General features: G+C 61.4%; 20 protein-coding genes. 15 read left to right on the forward strand and 5 right to left on the reverse strand.

All coding sequences use genetic code 11. The annotated features are described in order from the left end of the window. Together ABYV89_RS06520 and ABYV89_RS06525 are read right to left on the reverse strand one after the other, a co-directional pair. Positions 1 to 387 (reverse strand): response regulator (locus ABYV89_RS06520; protein WP_432822137.1); only part of this gene is annotated, 387 nt, incomplete at its 3' end. Positions 388 to 471: 84 nt separating this feature from the next. Continuing rightward, on the reverse strand, positions 472 to 1278 hold the full coding sequence (locus ABYV89_RS06525; protein WP_432822138.1) for a pyruvate, water dikinase regulatory protein: 807 nt from the start codon (positions 1276 to 1278) through the stop codon (positions 472 to 474). Between the two features lie 259 nt (positions 1279 to 1537). Here ABYV89_RS06525 and prmA point away from each other — a divergent pair, with 259 nt between their 5' ends. From prmA to ABYV89_RS06540, 3 genes are read left to right on the forward strand one after another with little or no spacing between them, the layout of a single operon-like run. After that, complete coding sequence (gene prmA / locus ABYV89_RS06530) at positions 1538 to 2461, forward strand: 50S ribosomal protein L11 methyltransferase (RefSeq protein WP_432822139.1); 924 nt, start codon at positions 1538 to 1540, stop codon at positions 2459 to 2461. Then, a complete protein-coding gene (locus ABYV89_RS06535) occupies positions 2462 to 3202 on the forward strand; it encodes a 16S rRNA (uracil(1498)-N(3))-methyltransferase (RefSeq protein WP_432822140.1) in 741 nt (246 codons plus the stop codon). Between the two features lie 30 nt (positions 3203 to 3232). Continuing rightward, positions 3233 to 4576 carry an RDD family protein gene (locus tag ABYV89_RS06540; protein WP_432822141.1) on the forward strand — a complete coding sequence of 448 codons (1344 nt, stop codon included), beginning with the start codon at positions 3233 to 3235 and terminating at the stop codon, positions 4574 to 4576. 62 nt (positions 4577 to 4638) lie between these two features. Here the strand turns inward: ABYV89_RS06540 and ABYV89_RS06545 are convergent, their stop codons facing one another. Continuing rightward, complete coding sequence (locus ABYV89_RS06545; protein ID WP_432822142.1) at positions 4639 to 5253, reverse strand: MBL fold metallo-hydrolase; 615 nt, start codon at positions 5251 to 5253, stop codon at positions 4639 to 4641. Continuing rightward, positions 5253 to 5474: a hypothetical protein gene (locus ABYV89_RS06550; protein WP_432822143.1), complete on the reverse strand. Its 222-nt coding sequence runs from the start codon at positions 5472 to 5474 to the stop codon at positions 5253 to 5255. The genes ABYV89_RS06545 and ABYV89_RS06550 overlap by 1 nt, the downstream gene beginning before the upstream one ends. A 165-nt stretch (positions 5475 to 5639) precedes the next feature. On the opposite strand from ABYV89_RS06550, the gene dapF reads away from it, so the two are divergent. Genes dapF through yjgA form a run of 6 tightly spaced genes read left to right on the forward strand, consistent with a single transcriptional unit; the run spans position 5640 to position 9394 of the window. After that, positions 5640 to 6479, forward strand: a complete 840-nt coding sequence (gene dapF / locus ABYV89_RS06555) for a diaminopimelate epimerase (protein WP_432822144.1) — start codon at positions 5640 to 5642, stop codon at positions 6477 to 6479. Then, positions 6476 to 6904 (forward strand): HIT family protein, encoded by a 429-nt coding sequence (locus ABYV89_RS06560; RefSeq protein WP_432822145.1) that lies wholly within the window; start codon positions 6476 to 6478, stop codon positions 6902 to 6904. Before dapF ends, ABYV89_RS06560 begins: the two co-directional genes overlap by 4 nt. Position 6905: 1 nt before the next feature. Further along, complete coding sequence (locus ABYV89_RS06565; protein ID WP_432822146.1) at positions 6906 to 7553, forward strand: pyrimidine 5'-nucleotidase; 648 nt, start codon at positions 6906 to 6908, stop codon at positions 7551 to 7553. A gap of 11 nt (positions 7554 to 7564) precedes the next feature. Next, positions 7565 to 8413, forward strand: coding sequence for a deoxyribonuclease IV (locus tag ABYV89_RS06570; protein WP_432822147.1), 849 nt, complete (start codon positions 7565 to 7567; stop codon positions 8411 to 8413). 1 nt (position 8414) lies between these two features. Next, positions 8415 to 8864 (forward strand): D-aminoacyl-tRNA deacylase, encoded by a 450-nt coding sequence (gene dtd, locus ABYV89_RS06575; protein WP_432822148.1) that lies wholly within the window; start codon positions 8415 to 8417, stop codon positions 8862 to 8864. After that, on the forward strand, positions 8864 to 9394 hold the full coding sequence (gene yjgA / locus ABYV89_RS06580; protein WP_432822149.1) for a ribosome biogenesis factor YjgA: 531 nt from the start codon (positions 8864 to 8866) through the stop codon (positions 9392 to 9394). The genes dtd and yjgA overlap by 1 nt, the downstream gene beginning before the upstream one ends. Before the next feature lie 75 nt (positions 9395 to 9469). On the opposite strand, the gene trxA is transcribed toward yjgA, so the two are convergent. Continuing rightward, a complete protein-coding gene (gene trxA, locus ABYV89_RS06585; protein WP_432822150.1) occupies positions 9470 to 9799 on the reverse strand; it encodes a thioredoxin in 330 nt (109 codons plus the stop codon). 178 nt (positions 9800 to 9977) lie between these two features. On the opposite strand from trxA, the gene ABYV89_RS06590 reads away from it, so the two are divergent. The 6 genes from ABYV89_RS06590 to cobA all read left to right on the forward strand — a co-directional run. Then, a complete protein-coding gene (locus tag ABYV89_RS06590; RefSeq protein ID WP_432822151.1) occupies positions 9978 to 10553 on the forward strand; it encodes an SIS domain-containing protein in 576 nt (191 codons plus the stop codon). Between the two features lie 31 nt (positions 10554 to 10584). Beyond that, positions 10585 to 11274, forward strand: coding sequence for a precorrin-2 dehydrogenase/sirohydrochlorin ferrochelatase family protein (locus ABYV89_RS06595; protein ID WP_432822152.1), 690 nt, complete (start codon positions 10585 to 10587; stop codon positions 11272 to 11274). Beyond that, on the forward strand, positions 11271 to 12116 hold the full coding sequence (gene ccsB, locus ABYV89_RS06600; protein WP_432822153.1) for a c-type cytochrome biogenesis protein CcsB: 846 nt from the start codon (positions 11271 to 11273) through the stop codon (positions 12114 to 12116). Before ABYV89_RS06595 ends, ccsB begins: the two co-directional genes overlap by 4 nt. A 29-nt stretch (positions 12117 to 12145) precedes the next feature. Next, positions 12146 to 13426, forward strand: coding sequence for a glutamyl-tRNA reductase (gene hemA / locus ABYV89_RS06605; RefSeq protein ID WP_432822154.1), 1281 nt, complete (start codon positions 12146 to 12148; stop codon positions 13424 to 13426). Between the two features lie 42 nt (positions 13427 to 13468). Next, the gene (hemC, locus tag ABYV89_RS06610; protein WP_432822155.1) at positions 13469 to 14431 is read left to right on the forward strand and encodes a hydroxymethylbilane synthase; all 963 of its coding nucleotides are present in this window, start codon (positions 13469 to 13471) and stop codon (positions 14429 to 14431) included. A 245-nt stretch (positions 14432 to 14676) separates the two neighbouring features. Then, positions 14677 to 16084: uroporphyrinogen-III C-methyltransferase (gene cobA, locus ABYV89_RS06615; RefSeq protein WP_432822156.1), on the forward strand; the 1408-nt coding region annotated here is incomplete at its 3' end.

Below are 16084 nucleotides of genomic sequence, written 5' to 3' on the forward strand. Positions count from 1 at the left end.
GAAATGGATTTCCGCGCCCCGGTCCTGGGTGCCCCGACGCAGCAGGGCGCGTACCCGTGCCAGGAGTTCGGCAAAGGCGAAGGGCTTGGTCAGGTAGTCATCGCTGCCGGAATCAAGGCCGGAGACAATGTCGTCCACCGTATCCTTGGCCGTCAGACAGAGAACCGGAACGGCGATATCCTTCTCCCGCAGTTCACGGACCACAGTAAGGCCGTCTTTCTTCGGCAGCATGACGTCCATCAAGATCAGGTCGTACTGGTTGGTTTCAGCCATATAGCGGCCTTCTTCGCCATCGTAGGCCACGTCAACGGTAAAATTTTCTTCTTCGAGGCCGCGCTTGATAAAGCTCGCCACTTTTTTTTCGTCTTCCACGACCAGAATTTTCATGGTTGTCTCCTTTGCTTGCTTCCAGATAGTCAGATTAATAACGCTTCAATCGGTCATTCAAATGATCATTTATGTGTTAAACTTTTACTTCAGCTTGAGCTTGACCAGCACCTCGTTGGCAGTCTCTTCCACCGCCTTCCCCGTCACGTCAATCACCACCCAGGGCTGGCGACGGAAGAAAGCCCGTGCATAGCGCAACTCGTCTTCTATTTCGGCATAATCGGCATAAGCCGCCTTGGGATCCATCCCCAGGTGTTTGAGGCGCGTCACCCGCAGCTCGAGCAGGCGTTGTGGATCGATGATCAACCCGACGACCCGCTTGGGGTCAACGGCAAAAAGTTCCTTGGGGGGATCAATCCCCTTGACCAGCGGTACGTTTGCCACTTTCCAGCCCCGGTGCGCCAGGTAAATCGAAAGGGGCGTCTTGCTGCTGCGGGAGACCCCCAACAGGACAATATCGGCCTTCGGCAGATGGGCAGTCTCCTGGCCGTCATCATGTTTAACGGTAAACTCGACCGCGTCGACCCGGCGGAAATAATCATCGTCAACCCCATGCAGCAAACCCGGCGTCTCCCGCGGCGAATGTCCGAAGAACTCGGCGATGCGCATCAGCAGCGGGGTGAGCAGGTCGATACTGGGAAGCCCCAGCGAATCACATTCGTCATGAACAAGGCGGGCCAACTCGCGGTTGACCATGGTATATACCACCATCCCCTTGGCCGCCAGCACCTCGTCGAGAGCCTCGTAAACCTGATTTTTGCTGCGCACGTGACTGATCCGCCGCACGCGCACATCCCGGTCACGAAACTGGAGGAGCGCCGCCATGACCATTTTTTCGGCCGTTTCGCCAGTGGCATCGGACAACAGAAAAACGATCTGTGTTTCAGGCATGCGTCTTCCTCATGAAAGCTCCGTCACAATTCTAGCATGACAATTAAACTACGCAAGAAAAGACTCATAAACTTAATTCATCCCGCCAGCCAATGCACCACCGCCTCCGCCAGTCGGGACTCGACAACCATATGGCGCAGCGCTTGGACCAGTTAAGGTATTTACCTCATTAGAGTGCGCACCTTAATTAAACCCGAAACCGATCAGCCCTGTCAAGGTTTTTATTGCCTTTGATTTGCATCTTTGCTAAACAGAACGGATGAAAAAAGCATGGTTTGAATTAAATATCCAAGTGCCCTCAGTTGGCATCGACCTGGTCTGCAACGAACTGGCGGAACTCGGTTGCGAGGGGGTCACTGTCGAAGTGCGGGAACTGGACACCTTCGTGGTTCCCGACCCCGACGAAGCCCCGCCGGAAAAGTACTGGATCAAAGCCTACTTCCCCCGGACCGATGACCAGGCCGACCTCGAAGAGACGGTCACAGACCGGCTGACCTGGCTCGGACCACTGGTCCCCGGGCTGCTCCCCCTGACCATCGAAAGCCGACCGGTTAAGAATGAAGACTGGGCCGAAGGATGGAAGCAGCACTTCAGCGCCGTCCGCATCGGCAAGCGCCTGATTGTCAAGCCGACCTGGGAATCCCTCACCCCGGTCGCGGATGAGGTGGTGGTCAACATCGACCCGGGGATGGCTTTTGGCACCGGCACCCACGGCACCACCCGGCTCTGCCTCGAAGCGTTGGCCAACCTATACGAAACGCCGCCGTATCCGGCCAGGGTACTTGATGTCGGCACCGGCTCGGGCATCCTGGCGATTGCGGCCGCGGTGCTCGGAGGCCAACGGATTCTGGCCTGCGACATCGAAGAAGAATCCTGCCGCACGGCGACCGCAAACGCTCAACTCAACAATGTGATCGACCGGATGGAAATCACCGGCGAGTCCCTCGAGTCTCTGGAAGACGGATTTGATGTGGTGGTGGCCAACATTCTGGCCGAAGAAAATATTCGCCTCGGCACCGAGCTGACAAAACGCCTGGTCCCCGGCGGCACCCTGATCCTCTCCGGCATCCTGCAAGAGAAGCAACTCCTGGTCACCGACGCCTTCGCCGAATTTGACCTGGCCGGACCGATCGTCAGCCGCGAAGCCGAGTGGATCTGCCTGCGGTATCGCAAAGAGGGCTGAATGCATCGCTTTTTCCTCCATCCCGAAGCCTTTGGCGACAACGAGACCATCCTTCCGGACGATGTGGTGCATCATTTAAAAACCGTGCTACGCCTGGCCGTTGGCGATGAACTGCTGCTGCTTGACGGCCTGGGCTCACTGTATCATTGCCGGCTGAAAACCCTGGGCAAACATGCGGCAACGGCCCTCATCCTGAAATGCTGGTCCGAGCAGGAGACGGCCCTGCCGGTTCAACTGATCCAGTCCCTGCCCAAGGGCGACAAAATGGACCTGGTACTACAAAAGGGGACCGAACTGGGCATCACCTCTTTTTCTCCAGTGGTGAGCGAACGGGGCATCCCCCAGCCCTCTGATGATCGACGCTCGAAACGGCACCAGCGCTGGCAGAAAATCATCCAGGAGGCATCCCGTCAATCCCGCCGGCCGGTTCTGCCCCGGCTCGACGAGGTGCAACCGCTTGTCAGGGTTTTGACGGACTGCAACGCCAACTTGCGGCTCATGCTGTGGGAAGAGGAGTGCCTGCCGCTGTCAGCCGCCCTGCCCGAAGCCCCCCCATCTTCCGTCGCCATCCTGGTCGGCCCCGAGGGCGGATTCAGCGACAAAGAGGCCGCCTTGGCCCGACAGCACAACTTTCAGCCGGTACGCATCGGCCCGCGGATTCTGCGAAGTGAAACAGCTGGGTTTGCCGTGGCAAGCATCTTGCAGTACACCTATGGAGATCTGGGCTACCGAGAACCATAGCCTGATCGTTGCTTCGCGAAAGGAGAACCTATGAAATGCCCTAAATGCGGCTATCACAGCTTTGACTACCTGGATAACTGCAAAAAATGCGACAACGACCTGGCTGCCTTCAAAAGTAAATTCAACCTGCGCAGCCTGATCTTCCCCCATCGGCTGAACCCGGCCGCCACACAGCCCGAGCTGCAGGCCACCGCTGCCGAGACAGTGAGCCCGGCAGCTCCGGTCGCCGCAGCCGCAGCCTCTGATTTCGGTTTCGACTTCATGGACGAAAGCAGTACGCCGCCCAGCCCGGAACCGGCAGGGCTCGACCTGCCGGAACTTGACGAAGCCCTACCCCAGCCTGCTGCCGAAGACGACACCTTTTCCTGGGACGACGAACCGGAATCCGCGGCCGCAGCACCGGCGGCTACAGGCACCGGGCCCGACGATGATTTCGAATGGGGCGAGGAAACGGATCAGGATACAGCCGAAGAAGACGTCCTCGAAGAGGCCGGGGGCGATGACACCTTTGGTCTCGATCTTTCCTGGGACTCCGACCTGCCGGCCCTCGACGAAGATCCGATCGAAGAGGACGCCCCTCTCGTGCCGATGGACAACGCCGGCCTTCCCGACTGGGATTTTGACGAAGAACCCCAGGCAGAAGCCCAAAAAGCGCCGAAACCGAAGGGACAGGAGGAACCCAGCAACCCTTTTGAGTTACGGGGGCCGGGCGCAGATGCCCCGGTCCCCGCTCCTGCGCAAGCAGTAGGTACAATCCAGGCGGAACTCCCTTTTGAGCTTGAAACCGCCGCAGAAACCGAGTCCTTGACCAGCGCCGCAGCAGCGACAGTTGTCGCCGTAACAGCCTTGGCTCCGGAAGTGCTCCAGATCGATACAGCAGAGGAGCTCCCGGGTACCCCGGTAGCGGCAGCGGCGCCAGCCTTCCCCTCACTCATCCATCGGGGAATCGCCCTGCTGGCCGACCTGCTGGTACTGGCCGGCGCCATCCTGCTGTTCCTGGTGGCCGGTGAGGCAGCCCTGGCGCCGGAAGATTCGCAGCGCCTGCTGCCCAGCACGGATGTCTTGCTGACCCTGGCTATCCCGTATTTCCTGGTCCTTTTTTCCGTCTGTTTCGGCTATTTTACCCTGTTTCACTTTCTCACCGGACAGACCCCCGGCAAAATGCTGCTGCGCCTGCGGGTAGAAACCGAAGCGGGTGCCCCCCTGGCCTTCTCGCAGGCATTTCTGCGCAGCACCGGCGGACTCTTCTCCCTGCTGCTGCTTGGCCTCGGCTTTCTGGCAATCGTGTTCGACCGCCGGCACCGCGGCTGGAATGACCGCCTGGCCGGCACCCAGGTCGTGGCGGCCGCGACCATCGCCGAAACCGACCAGTAACAGCCGGCCCCGACCCCTGAATATGAAACGGCGCGCCCCTCTCGGAACGCGCCGTTTTTTTGTCATCCGAGTCGCAGCCGGATAAAACCGGCCAGGTCCAAAGACTGTAAAAAGGGGTTGTGGGCCAGCTCAAACCCGATGGTCGAAACCGGCGCAGGACCGTAATCGTGCCCGGGATAAACCCGGGTCTCCGGCGGCAGACCGGCCAGGCGCTGCAGGCTGTGGTAAAGGGCCTCGACATCGCTGCCGGGGAGGTCAGCCCGGCCGACCCGGGTGACGAACAGGGTGTCGCCGGAAATCAGAGCACCCGGCGGGTGAAGGGTGATGGAGCCGGGGGTATGGCCGGGGGTGTGCAGCACCTCGACAACCCCTTCGCCAAGGGGGATCCGACTCCCTTCTGCCAGCGCCAGGTCGGCGCCGGGGACATCCAGAGGATGGCCGGCCAGCTTCGCCCCGGTGGCCGCCAACACCGCATCGTTGCCGGCGCAATGATCGCGATGCCCGTGGGTGTTGACCAGCACCTCGATAGTCACCTGTAACTCCCGGGCTTTTTCCAACAGGGCCTGCGGGGCAAAGGAGGGATCGACCCCAAGCCCGCTGCGGGTCACCGGACAGTAGACCAAATACGAAAAATTGGCCATCTCGCCCGCAGCGATCTGGACGATCTGCAGCGCCATCACAGCCACTCAGGCTGCTTCGGTTCCTCGTGACCGATCTTGCGAATTTCTCCGTTGACCACCTTGAAGATATCGCCGGTCTTAAGAACCTGCCACTGGTCCCCTTCATCGGGAGGCAGCGGAAATTCACGGCTGCCCAGGTAAACGTCATCGCCGTCGATCATGCCCCACCAGTCGAGGGCGCCGTTCTGCCAGACTTTGGTCGTAAGATTAAAAGCCATCTGCTTTCTCCTGTTTTTATCGGTTCAATTTTTCTTCCAGCATAGCGCAAGGGGAAACGAACGGTCAACGCACCGGGTTTTGTCCTTGTGGCCCCGCGCCGAGTTCGCTTATAATGCATATCGTCGTTTTTCTCAACCAAAACCGGGCAAAGGACGCCACCCCCGATGAAATTTGCAAAAATGCACGGCGCCGGCAACGACTACGTTTATGTCAACGGCTTCGAAGAAACGATCACCGACCCGCAGGCGCTGGCCATCGCCGTCAGCAGCCGCCAGTTCGGCATCGGCTCCGACGGCCTGATCCTGATTCTCCCTTCGCAGGTGGCGGATGTCCGCATGCGGATGTTCAACGCCGACGGCAGCGAAGCGGAGATGTGCGGCAACGGCATCCGCTGCGTGGCCAAGTATGCCTACGACCACGGCCTGGTTCGGGACAAGGCCATCCGAGTCGAAACCGCCGCCGGCATCAAGCCCCTGCAACTCTTCACCAACAGCGACAACCGGGTGGACCGGATTCGGGTCAACATGGGTGTCCCGGCACTCAAGCGGCAGGACATCCCGATGAACGGACCCGCCGATCTGCAGGTGGTCGCCGAAAACCTCGAGATACTCGACCGCACCTTCGAGATCACCTGCGTCTCCATGGGCAACCCACACTGCGTCATCTTTGTCGACAGCATCGAGCAGTTCCCGGTGGAGCAGTACGGCCCGGCCATCGAAAACCATCCGCTCTTTCCCCGCCGGATCAATGTCGAATTCGTCGAGGTAATTTCACCAGGAGAAGTCCGCCAGCGCACCTGGGAACGCGGCGCCGGCGAAACCCTGGCCTGCGGCACCGGCGCCGCGGCGGTTGCCGTGGCGGGGGTCCTGACCGGCCGCACCGACCGCCAGCAGCTCAACCACCTGCGCGGCGGCGATCTCGAGATGGAATGGGCCGAGGACGGCTGCATCTACATGACCGGCCCGGCTGTGCAGGTTTTCGAAGGAGACTACCAGCCCCAATGAACTGCCCCATGTGCACCCGCTGGCAGGACGAACCCGACCTGCGCATCGCCGAATTCGAGCGCTGCTACGTGCAGCTCAACCGCGACCAGTTCTTTCCCGGCTACGTACTGATGTTCAGCAAAGATCACGTGACCGAGCTGTTTCATCTCGACCCTGCCGTCCGCGGCGCCCTGATTGAAGAAGTCAACCGGGTGGCAGAAGCGCTTTACCAGACCTATGCCCCGGCCAAGATGAACTACGAGCTGCTCGGCAACATGGTCCCGCACATGCATTGGCACCTGGTTCCGCGCTTTACCGACGATCCTCTCTGGCCGCGGCCGATCTGGAGCGAACCCCACCAGGAAAAGCAACTAAGCGCAGCAGGATACCGGGAAACCATCGAGCGTATCCGGAAAGCCCTCGGCGACCCTCCGGCCAGGCCCTGACATGGACATGCTCCTGTTCGACCTCGACAACACCCTCTATTCGCCGGAGCGCCAGCTTTTCTCGCTGATCGACGTGCGCATCAACCGCTACATGAGCGAGGTGGTCGGCATCCCCACCACCGAGGTGGATGGTCTGCGGCGCCGCTACTGGGCCGAGTACGGCGTCACCCTGCAGGGCTTGATCCGCCACTACCAGGTCGACCCGGAGGATTATCTCGACTACGTGCATGACGTCGACGTCAGTTCCCGACTCGATCCCGATGCGGAACTGCGTCGGGTCCTGGAACAGCTCCCCCAGCGCAAGGCGGTCTTCACCAACGGCTCGACCGACCACGCCGACCGGGTACTGGACCGGCTCGGCCTGAGCGACCAGTTCGAGGACATTTTCGACATTCGCGTCGCCAACTACCTGCCCAAGCCCTTCGCCGCCCCCTACCAGAAAGTACTGGCGCGGCTCGGCATGCAGGGCAAGGACTGCACCATGGTCGAGGACTCGGTAGAGAACCTCAAGACCGCCAAGCAACTGGGAATGAAAACCGTGCTGGTCGGCGACGGCCCGCAGCCCGACTTCGTCGACGCGCGAATCTCCAAAGCGGCCCGGATTCCCCAGGCCCTCGCGACCCTGCAGCGCCTGCCGGCTCCGGACTAATGAAAGTACCCATGCAACCTCTCGGCGCCCACATGTCCATTGCCGGCGGCATGGAACTGGCTTTTACCCGCGGCGAAGCGGTCGGCTGCACCGCCATCCAGATCTTCACCAAGAACGCCAGCCAGTGGCGGGCCAAACCGATCAGCGCCCAGGCGGCGAAAGCTTTCCGCGCCGCCTGGCAGGCCAGCCCCATCGGCCCGGTACTCGCCCACGACAGCTACCTGATCAACCTGGCGGCTCCCGACGACGACAAATGGGCGCAGGCGAAAGCCGCCTTCCTTGATGAAATGCATCGCTGCGCCCAGCTCGGCATCGGCGACCTGGTCATGCACCCCGGCGCCCATCTCGGCCAGGGCGAGGCCCCTGGGCTGCAGCGCATCGCCAGCGCCTTGCGCGATATTTTCCTTGAGGCGCCGAGTGGCGTCCGCGTGCTGCTGGAAAACACCGCCAGCCAGGGGACCTATCTTGGCGGCCGCTTCGAACACCTGGCAGAGATCATCGACCGGGTGCCGACGGGCCGTTTCGGTGTTTGCTTCGACACCTGCCACGCCTTTGCCGCCGGCCACGACCTCTCGACGGCCGAAGGCTACCAGCGGGTCATGGCCGAGTTCGATCGCCTGATCGGCGTGGCAACCATCCGCGCCTTTCATCTCAACGACAGCAAAAAGGGGCTGCACAGCCAGGTCGATCGCCACGAGCAGATCGGCCTGGGAGCCATCGGCCGGGAAGGATTCGCAGCCTTGATGCAGGATTCTCGCTTTGCCGCCGTGCCGAAGATTCTGGAAACGCCGAAAGGCGACAACGACGAGCTCGACCGCATCAACCTGGCCCTGCTGCGCGAACTTGCAGGAGAAAACTGAGATGCGCGCTGTTCTGCAGAGGGTGAGTGAGGCCAGCGTCGTAGTGGCCGGAGACAGCGTCGGCGCCATCGGGCAAGGCCTGATGATCCTGCTCGGGGTGGAACAGGGCGACAGCGAAACGGATGCCCGCTACCTGGCGGAAAAATGTGCCCAGCTGCGGATTTTTGAAGATCTCGCCGGCAAGATGAACCTGTCGGTGGAAGATATCGGCGGCGAACTGCTGGTAGTCTCCCAGTTCACCCTGCTGGCCGACTGCCGCAAGGGACGGCGACCCGGGTTCTCCCGGGCGGCCCTGCCCGAGAGCGCAGAAACCCTCTACCGGCAGTTCGTCGAACTGCTGCGCGGGCGCGGACTGACCGTGGCCACCGGGGTATTTCAGGCCGAAATGCAGGTCAATCTCATTAACGACGGCCCTGTCACCATGCTACTCGACAGCCGAAAAGGATTCTGATGACGGACAACGAAGAACAGGAGTGGAGCGGCCCAAGCCGTTCGGCAAAAAAACGGGCGGCCAAGGAAGTTGAGACGATCGCCGTCCAGCTGGTCGAACTGTCGGCAACCGACTGGGCCAAACTACCGACCGTGATTGAACTGCGCAAGGAGATCGAACTGGCCCGGCAGACTCAGGGTCACAGCTCGCGCAAACGGCAGATGAAACATCTGGCCGGGGTGCTGCGCCGATACGAGGAAGAGACCGAGGAAATCCGGGCCTGGCTCGATGGACTGCACCAGGTACAGCTGCAGGACAAGCGCGACTTCCACCTTCTCGAGGGATTGCGCGACCGCATCTGCGACCTCGAACAGAGCGCCGCCGCCCTCGACGAAGCAGCCGCCGCCCTTCCCGGCCTCGACCGGGCGGCCCTCACCCGGCTGGCCCGTTCGGTCCACAACAGCGGCGACCGCAAAGCCTTTCGGGAGATCTTCCGGCGGCTGAAAAGCGCCCAGGAAGAGAGCGCCCCTCCCCTGGCGGGAGGGGATTAGGGGATGGGACACGCCATAAAAAAGGGCCCGCCGATACGGCGGGCCCTTTTGATGAAGCATTGAGCGATCCTGGTCCTACAGGGCTTTCTTGATCAGCCCTTCGAGCTGATTCTTGGGGACCGCGCCAACCACCTGGTCGACAATTTTGCCGTCCTTGAACAGGATCAGGGTCGGGATGCCGCGCACACCGTACTGGCCCGGAGTAGCGGGGTTTTCGTCGACATTGAGCTTACCCACCTTGACCTTGCCTTCGTACTCGGCGGCGAGGCCGTCGACCACCGGGCTGATCGCCTTGCAGGGGGCGCACCAGGAAGCCCAGAAATCGACCAGAACGGGAACGGACGATTTGAGGACATCATTTTCAAAACTATCGTCAGAAAGCTGCACGACTTTATCACTAGCCATGGTCATTCTCCTTGCAAGTCGAGATTTCAAACCGATTCAATTGATTCAACTTCCACAATCATAGAGCACCCCGTGAAAAAATCAAGGGTTTAATTTACTACCCTGCCGGTAAGCTTGTACTTGACACCCCGCGGCTGCGAACCTATTATTTCGAGGACTTCACTCGGGAAGGCAGACCATGAATCGACAAAAAATAAGCAGCGCCGTCAAAGAACAGGGCATTCTTCTCGAAGCCAGCTTCCTCGATCAGGGACCGGCCCTGCAAGCCTTCGCCACCCAGGTGGTCGAAACCTTCAACCAGGGGGGACGGCTGCTGGTCGTCGGCAACGGTTCGCTGGGTGCGATCGCCAACCTGACCGCCAACCTCTTCCTCCACCGCCTCAGCCTCGAACGCCCGCCCCTGCCGGCGCTGTCCCTCGGGCACGACGCGACCCTGGCCACCTCACTGGTGCGCGACGGCCAGAACCGACTCTATTTTTCACGGCAACTCCGGGCCCTGGCCAATGACAGCGACATCGTCCTGGTTTTATCCGACGGCCAGCGGGACGACTCCCTGACCGAAGCCCTGACCATCGCCCGGCAGGTCGGCAGCAAAACCGCCCTCCTGACCCCGGAGAATGCGGATATCAAAGGCGAAACGATCGACTTCGGGTTCACCCTGAAAACCGCCTCGGTTCCGCGAACCATCGAAGGGGCCTTGTTTTTCGGTCACCTGCTCTGCGAGCTGGTCGAGGGGGAACTGTTCGGCATATGATCCGCCCGGCAAAGCAGGCCCGGAGTGAAGTATGGCGGAGTGCCCCTTGACCTCCCCCGGCTACCCGCTTCAGTTTCAGCTCAACGGGCGGCTGTGCATCGTGGTCGGCGGTGGCCGGGTCGGCCTGCGCAAAGCCAGCGGACTGCTCCGTGCCGGTGCTCGGGTTCGCCTGATCACGGCAGCAGTTGCCGCCGACCTTTCCCTCCGACAAGAAATCGAAATCATCCGCCGCCCCTACCAGGAGGGCGACCTCGCCGGGGCGGTTCTCGCTTTTGCCGCAACCGATGACCGCCAGGTCAATGCGGCGGTGGCCGCGGAAGCCCGCCGCCGGCACATCCCCGTCAACATTGCCGACGACCCGGCCGCCAGCGACTTCCTGCTGCCGGCCACCCTCTTGCGCGGCGACCTCACGATCGCCGTAACCACCGGCGGCCGCAGCCCGGCCCTGGCGGCCCAGGTTCGGGACCAGCTGGCCGAACTGGTCGGCCCTGAGTGGGAAATCGTGCTGGAGATCGCCGCGGCGCTGCGCCGAAAGCGGTTGACAGTGCCGGAAAAAGCCGGGTACAATCAGGGGATTTTACGCCAACTTCTCGAAGGAGGCTTGCCTTCGTTGATTTCCGGAGGTGATGCCAAAGAGATCGACGACCTGCTCGGCCGCCTGCTGGGAAAAGGTTTTTCTCTGGCGGATCTCGGGATTCACCTGCCGAAAGGGATGCCATGAGCGTCAACATCCTGTTGTTCAAAATTACCCTGATTTTATACGCCGTCTCCACCGTCCTCTATCTGGTCGACGTGGTACGGCGCAAAGAGAAGTCCGGCAAAACCGGCAAGGCGGCCCGCTGGATTCTGCTTGCCGGCTTCGTTCTGCACTGCGCGACCCTGCTCGCCCGCTATATCGAGGCCGGCTACACCCCGGTCGCCAACCTCCATGAATCGCTGTCCTTCTTCGCCTGGACTTTGGTCGGCATCTTCCTGCTGTTCGATGTACGCTACCGGATGACCATGCTCGGCGCCTTCAGTTGCCCGCTGGCGGTCATCCTCATGCTGGTCGGCTCAACCGCGACGACGACCATCAAGGAAATCAATCCGGCCCTCGACAGCTGGTGGTTCCCGGTCCACGTCACCCTGGCGTTTCTCGGCAATGCCGTGTTCACCGTCGCTTTCATCGCCGGCGTCATGTACCTGCTGCAGGAACGAATGCTGAAAAGCAAGAAATTCTCCGCGCTCTACTACCGGCTCCCTTCCCTGGATGTGCTCGACAATATCAATTACAAGTGCCTTTCCTTCGGCTTTCCGCTGATGACCATGGGGATCATCTCGGGTGCCGTCTGGGCCAATTCCGCCTGGGGAGGGTACTGGCGCTGGGACCCCAAGGAAACCTGGGCGCTGATCACCTGGTTTCTGTACGCGGCACTGCTGCACGGCCGACTGACCATCGGCTGGCGCGGCCGCCGGGCGGCCATCTTCGCGATTATCGGCTTTTTGTGCCTGTTGTTCACCTTCCTGGGGGTCAACCTGCTCCTCTCGGATCTGCACAGCTTCAAGGCCATGGAAGGGCGCTAGCCGCCGAAAACCATACGGGAATCGGAACTATGAACATCATCGTCGTGGGGCTGAGTCACAAGACCGCCCCCGTGGAAATACGCGAACGGGTTGCTTTCCCGCCAACTGCGATGGAAAAGCCCCTGCATGAGATGCTGGCCCTGCCGGCGGTGACCGAAGGGGTCATCGTGTCGACCTGTAACCGGGTCGAGCTCTATGCCTGTAGCCGCGACAGCGATGCCTGTATCGGTCAGCTCAAGCGCTTTCTCGCCGGTTTTCACAACATCCCCCTCGAGCAGCTGGAAAGTCACCTGTACGACTACCAGGGCGAAGAAGCGATCCGCCACGTCTTCCGGGTCTCCTCCAGCCTCGACTCGATGGTCATCGGCGAGCCGCAGATCCTCGGCCAGATCAAGACGTCTTACGGCTACGCCACCGAATTCAAGACCGTCGGCCTGATCCTCAACCGCTTTCTGCACAAGGCCTTCTCGGTGGCCAAGCGGGTGCGCACCGAGACCGACATCGCCAGCAACGCCGTTTCGGTCTCTTTTGCCGCGGTCGAACTGGCCCGCAAGATCTTCGGCAGTCTCGAAGACAAGAAGGTCCTGCTGATCGGCGCCGGCGAAATGTGCGAACTGGCGGCCCGCCATTTTCTCAACAACGGCGCCGCCTCGGTGATGGTGACCAACCGCACCTATGAGCGGGCCCTCAAGCTGGCTGAAGAATTTCAGGGCCAGGCCGTTCCCTTCGACGAATTCCCCCAGCGCCTGCACCAGGTCGACATCGTGTTGACTTCCACCGGCGCACCCAACTTCATCCTCGGCCACGAGAAGATGGAAGAGGTGATCCGCCAGCGCAAGAACAAGCCGATGTTCCTCATCGACATCGCCGTCCCCCGCGACATCGACCCCAAGGTCAACAAGATTGCCAACATCTACCTGTACGACGTCGACGACCTGCAGGGGGTGGTGCAGGCCAACCTGAAAGAGCGCCATAAAGAGGCGAAAAAGGCCGAAGCCATCATCGACCAGGAGATCGGCCAGTTTTTCCTCTGGCTGGGCAGCCTTGACGTGGTGCCGACCATCGTCTCCCTGCGCAAGAAGCTTGAGGAGATCCGCCAGGGCGAACTGCAGAAGACCTTCGCCAACCTCAAGGACCTCGACAAGAAAGAACGGCAAGCCATCGAGGCGTTGACCTCGGCCATCATCAACAAGGTGCTTCACCAACCGACCACGATCCTCAAGCAGGCCCAGAACGACGCTTCCGGAAGCGACTACGTCGATGCCGTGCGCACCCTGTTCGCTCTCGAACCGCCGCCGGAAGAGAACTGACCATTTTCAAATCGAAATCACGATAAAGGAGTTTTGCATCTCATGGCAAAAAAGACACTGCGCATCGGGACCCGGGCCAGCCAACTGGCCCTCTGGCAGGCCAACTGGGTCAAGTCCGAACTGGAAAAGAAACACCCCGGCCTCGAAGTCACCCTGACCAAGATCAAGACCCAGGGCGACAAGATCCTCGACGTGCCGCTGGCCATGGTCGGCGGCAAGGGCCTGTTCGTCAAGGAGATCGAAGAAGCCATGCTGCGCGGGGAGATCGACATCGCCGTCCACTCGATGAAGGACGTGCCGACCATCTTCCCCGCAGGACTGGCCCTGCGCTGCATCACCGAACGGGAAGACCCGCGCGACATCATCATTCTCAAGCCGGGCTTCACCAGTTTCCGCGACCTGCCGCAGGGGGCCCGCATCGGCACCTCGTCGCTGCGCCGCAAGGCGATGCTGCTGCACCTGCGCCCCGACTTCCAGATGGTCGACATCCGCGGCAACGTCGAAACCCGCATCCGCAAGCTGACCGAGGACAACCTTGACGGCGTGGTGCTGGCCGCCGCCGGCATGAACCGCCTCGGCTTCGCCAAGCAGATCAGCGAATACCTGCCGACCAGCGTTTCGCTGCCGGCCATCGGCCAGGGGGCGCTGGGGATCGAGTCGCGCATCGCCGACGACGAGATCAACGCCCTGATCGACTTCTTCAACCATCCCGAAACCGCCGCAGCGGTCAAGGGGGAGCGGGCCGTGCTGCGCCGCCTCGAAGGGGGCTGCCAGGTTCCCATCGGCGCCTTTGGCGAGGTCAAGGACGGCAGCCTGACCCTGACCGGCCTGGTCGCCAGCATCGACGGCCAGAAATTCCTCAAGAAAACCGTGGTCTGCACGCCTGAGGAAGCGGAAAAGTCCGGCATCTCGCTGGCGGACGACCTGATCATCCAGGGCGCCGGCAAGATCCTCAACGAGGTTTATCAGCACGAAACCTTCAACGTAAACCGCGAGGACGTCTAGGAGCCTGTTGGACTTTACATGAGCCGACTGCAAAATCGGCTGATTGGCCCATATCTCCGATAGTTTTCGACAAATAGTCCAGCTATTCGCTCTCAAATTCTCGAATATCTGGTCTCAACCATCCAATTTTTCGTTGCGGCCCGCAAAGCCCGACAGGCTCCTAGGCGATTTCGGTTCGCTCGTCCCTTTTGTCCGTAGGGGCACGGCATGCCGTGCCCCTACGCTTTTAAGGCTGAATGACTACAGTGAAACCAGGAATCGTCTATCTCATCGGCGCCGGCCCCGGCGATCCCGGACTGATTACCGTCAAGGGGATGGAATATCTGCGCAAAGCCGACGTGGTGATCTACGACTACCTGGCCAACCCGGTTTTTCTAAGCGCAGCGAAGGAATCGGCCGAGCGCATCTATGTCGGCAAGAAAAGCGGCAGGCACCACAGCTCGCAGGACGAAATCAACCAACTACTGGTGGCCAAGGCCAGCGAGGGAAAAACCGTCGCCCGACTCAAAGGAGGCGACCCCTATGTTTTCGGCCGTGGCGGCGAGGAAGCCCTCTGCCTGCATGAAGCCGGCATCCCCTTCGAGGTGGTCCCCGGCGTCACCGCCAGTTTTGCCGCGGCGGCCTACGCCGGCATCCCGCTGACCCACCGCGATCACACCACCAGCCTCGGGCTGGTCACCGGCCACGAAAACCCCGAAAAGAAAATGTCGAGCCTTGACTGGGAAAAGCTCGCCACCGGCGTCGGCACCCTGGTCTTCTACATGGGGATGGCCAACCTGCCGCTGATTGCCCGCGAGTTGACGGCCCACGGCCGTCCCGCCAGCACCCCGGTGGCGATCGTGCGCTGGGCCACCACCCCGAGGCAGCAGACTTTGGTCGCCACCCTCGGCGACGTGGTGGAAAAAGTCGCCGCTGCCAGGCTCAAGCCACCGGCCATTATCATCGTCGGCGAGGTGGTCAACCTGCGCGAGCAACTGCGCTGGTTCGACACCCGACCGCTGTTCGGCAAACGGGTGCTGGTCACCCGCACCGCCGAGCAGTCCGGCGAATTCTCCGCCCTGCTCGAAGCGACCGGCGCCGAGGCCATCCCCTGCCCGGTGATTGAGATCGTCCCCCCCGAGTGCTGGGATGAGCTGGACCAGGCGATCGGCCAACTCGACCAGACCGACTACCTGATTCTCACTTCGGCCAACGCCGTCAAAATATTCTTCGCCCGATTGCAGGCGGCAGAGCGGGATGTTCGCGCCCTGCATCGCACCCGGGTGGTCGCCGTCGGCCCGAAGACCGCCGCGGCGATCGCGACCTACGGCCTCCGGGCCGACCTGGTGCCCGCGGACTACCGCGCCGAAGGGGTGATCGCCCTGCTCAAGGATGCGGGTGTTGCCGGCAAACGCATCCTCTACCCGAAGGCGGCCCTGGCCCGGGAGCTGATTCCGAAGGAACTCGAAGCAGCCGGCGCGCAGGTATCCGCCCCTCTCGCTTACCGGACCATCGCACCGGAGAATCTGGGCACTGATGTGCTCACCCGGCTGCGCGCGCGGGAGATCGACGCGGTGACGTTCACTTCGTCATCGACCGTGACCAACCTGCTTGATCTGCTCGGGGCAGACGCCCTCGACCTGCTCGCCGGCGTCACCATAGTCTCCATCGGCC

Source organism: Trichloromonas sp., assembly GCF_041583255.1.
In the GTDB taxonomy this organism is placed as follows: Bacteria; Desulfobacterota; Desulfuromonadia; order Desulfuromonadales; family Trichloromonadaceae; genus Trichloromonas.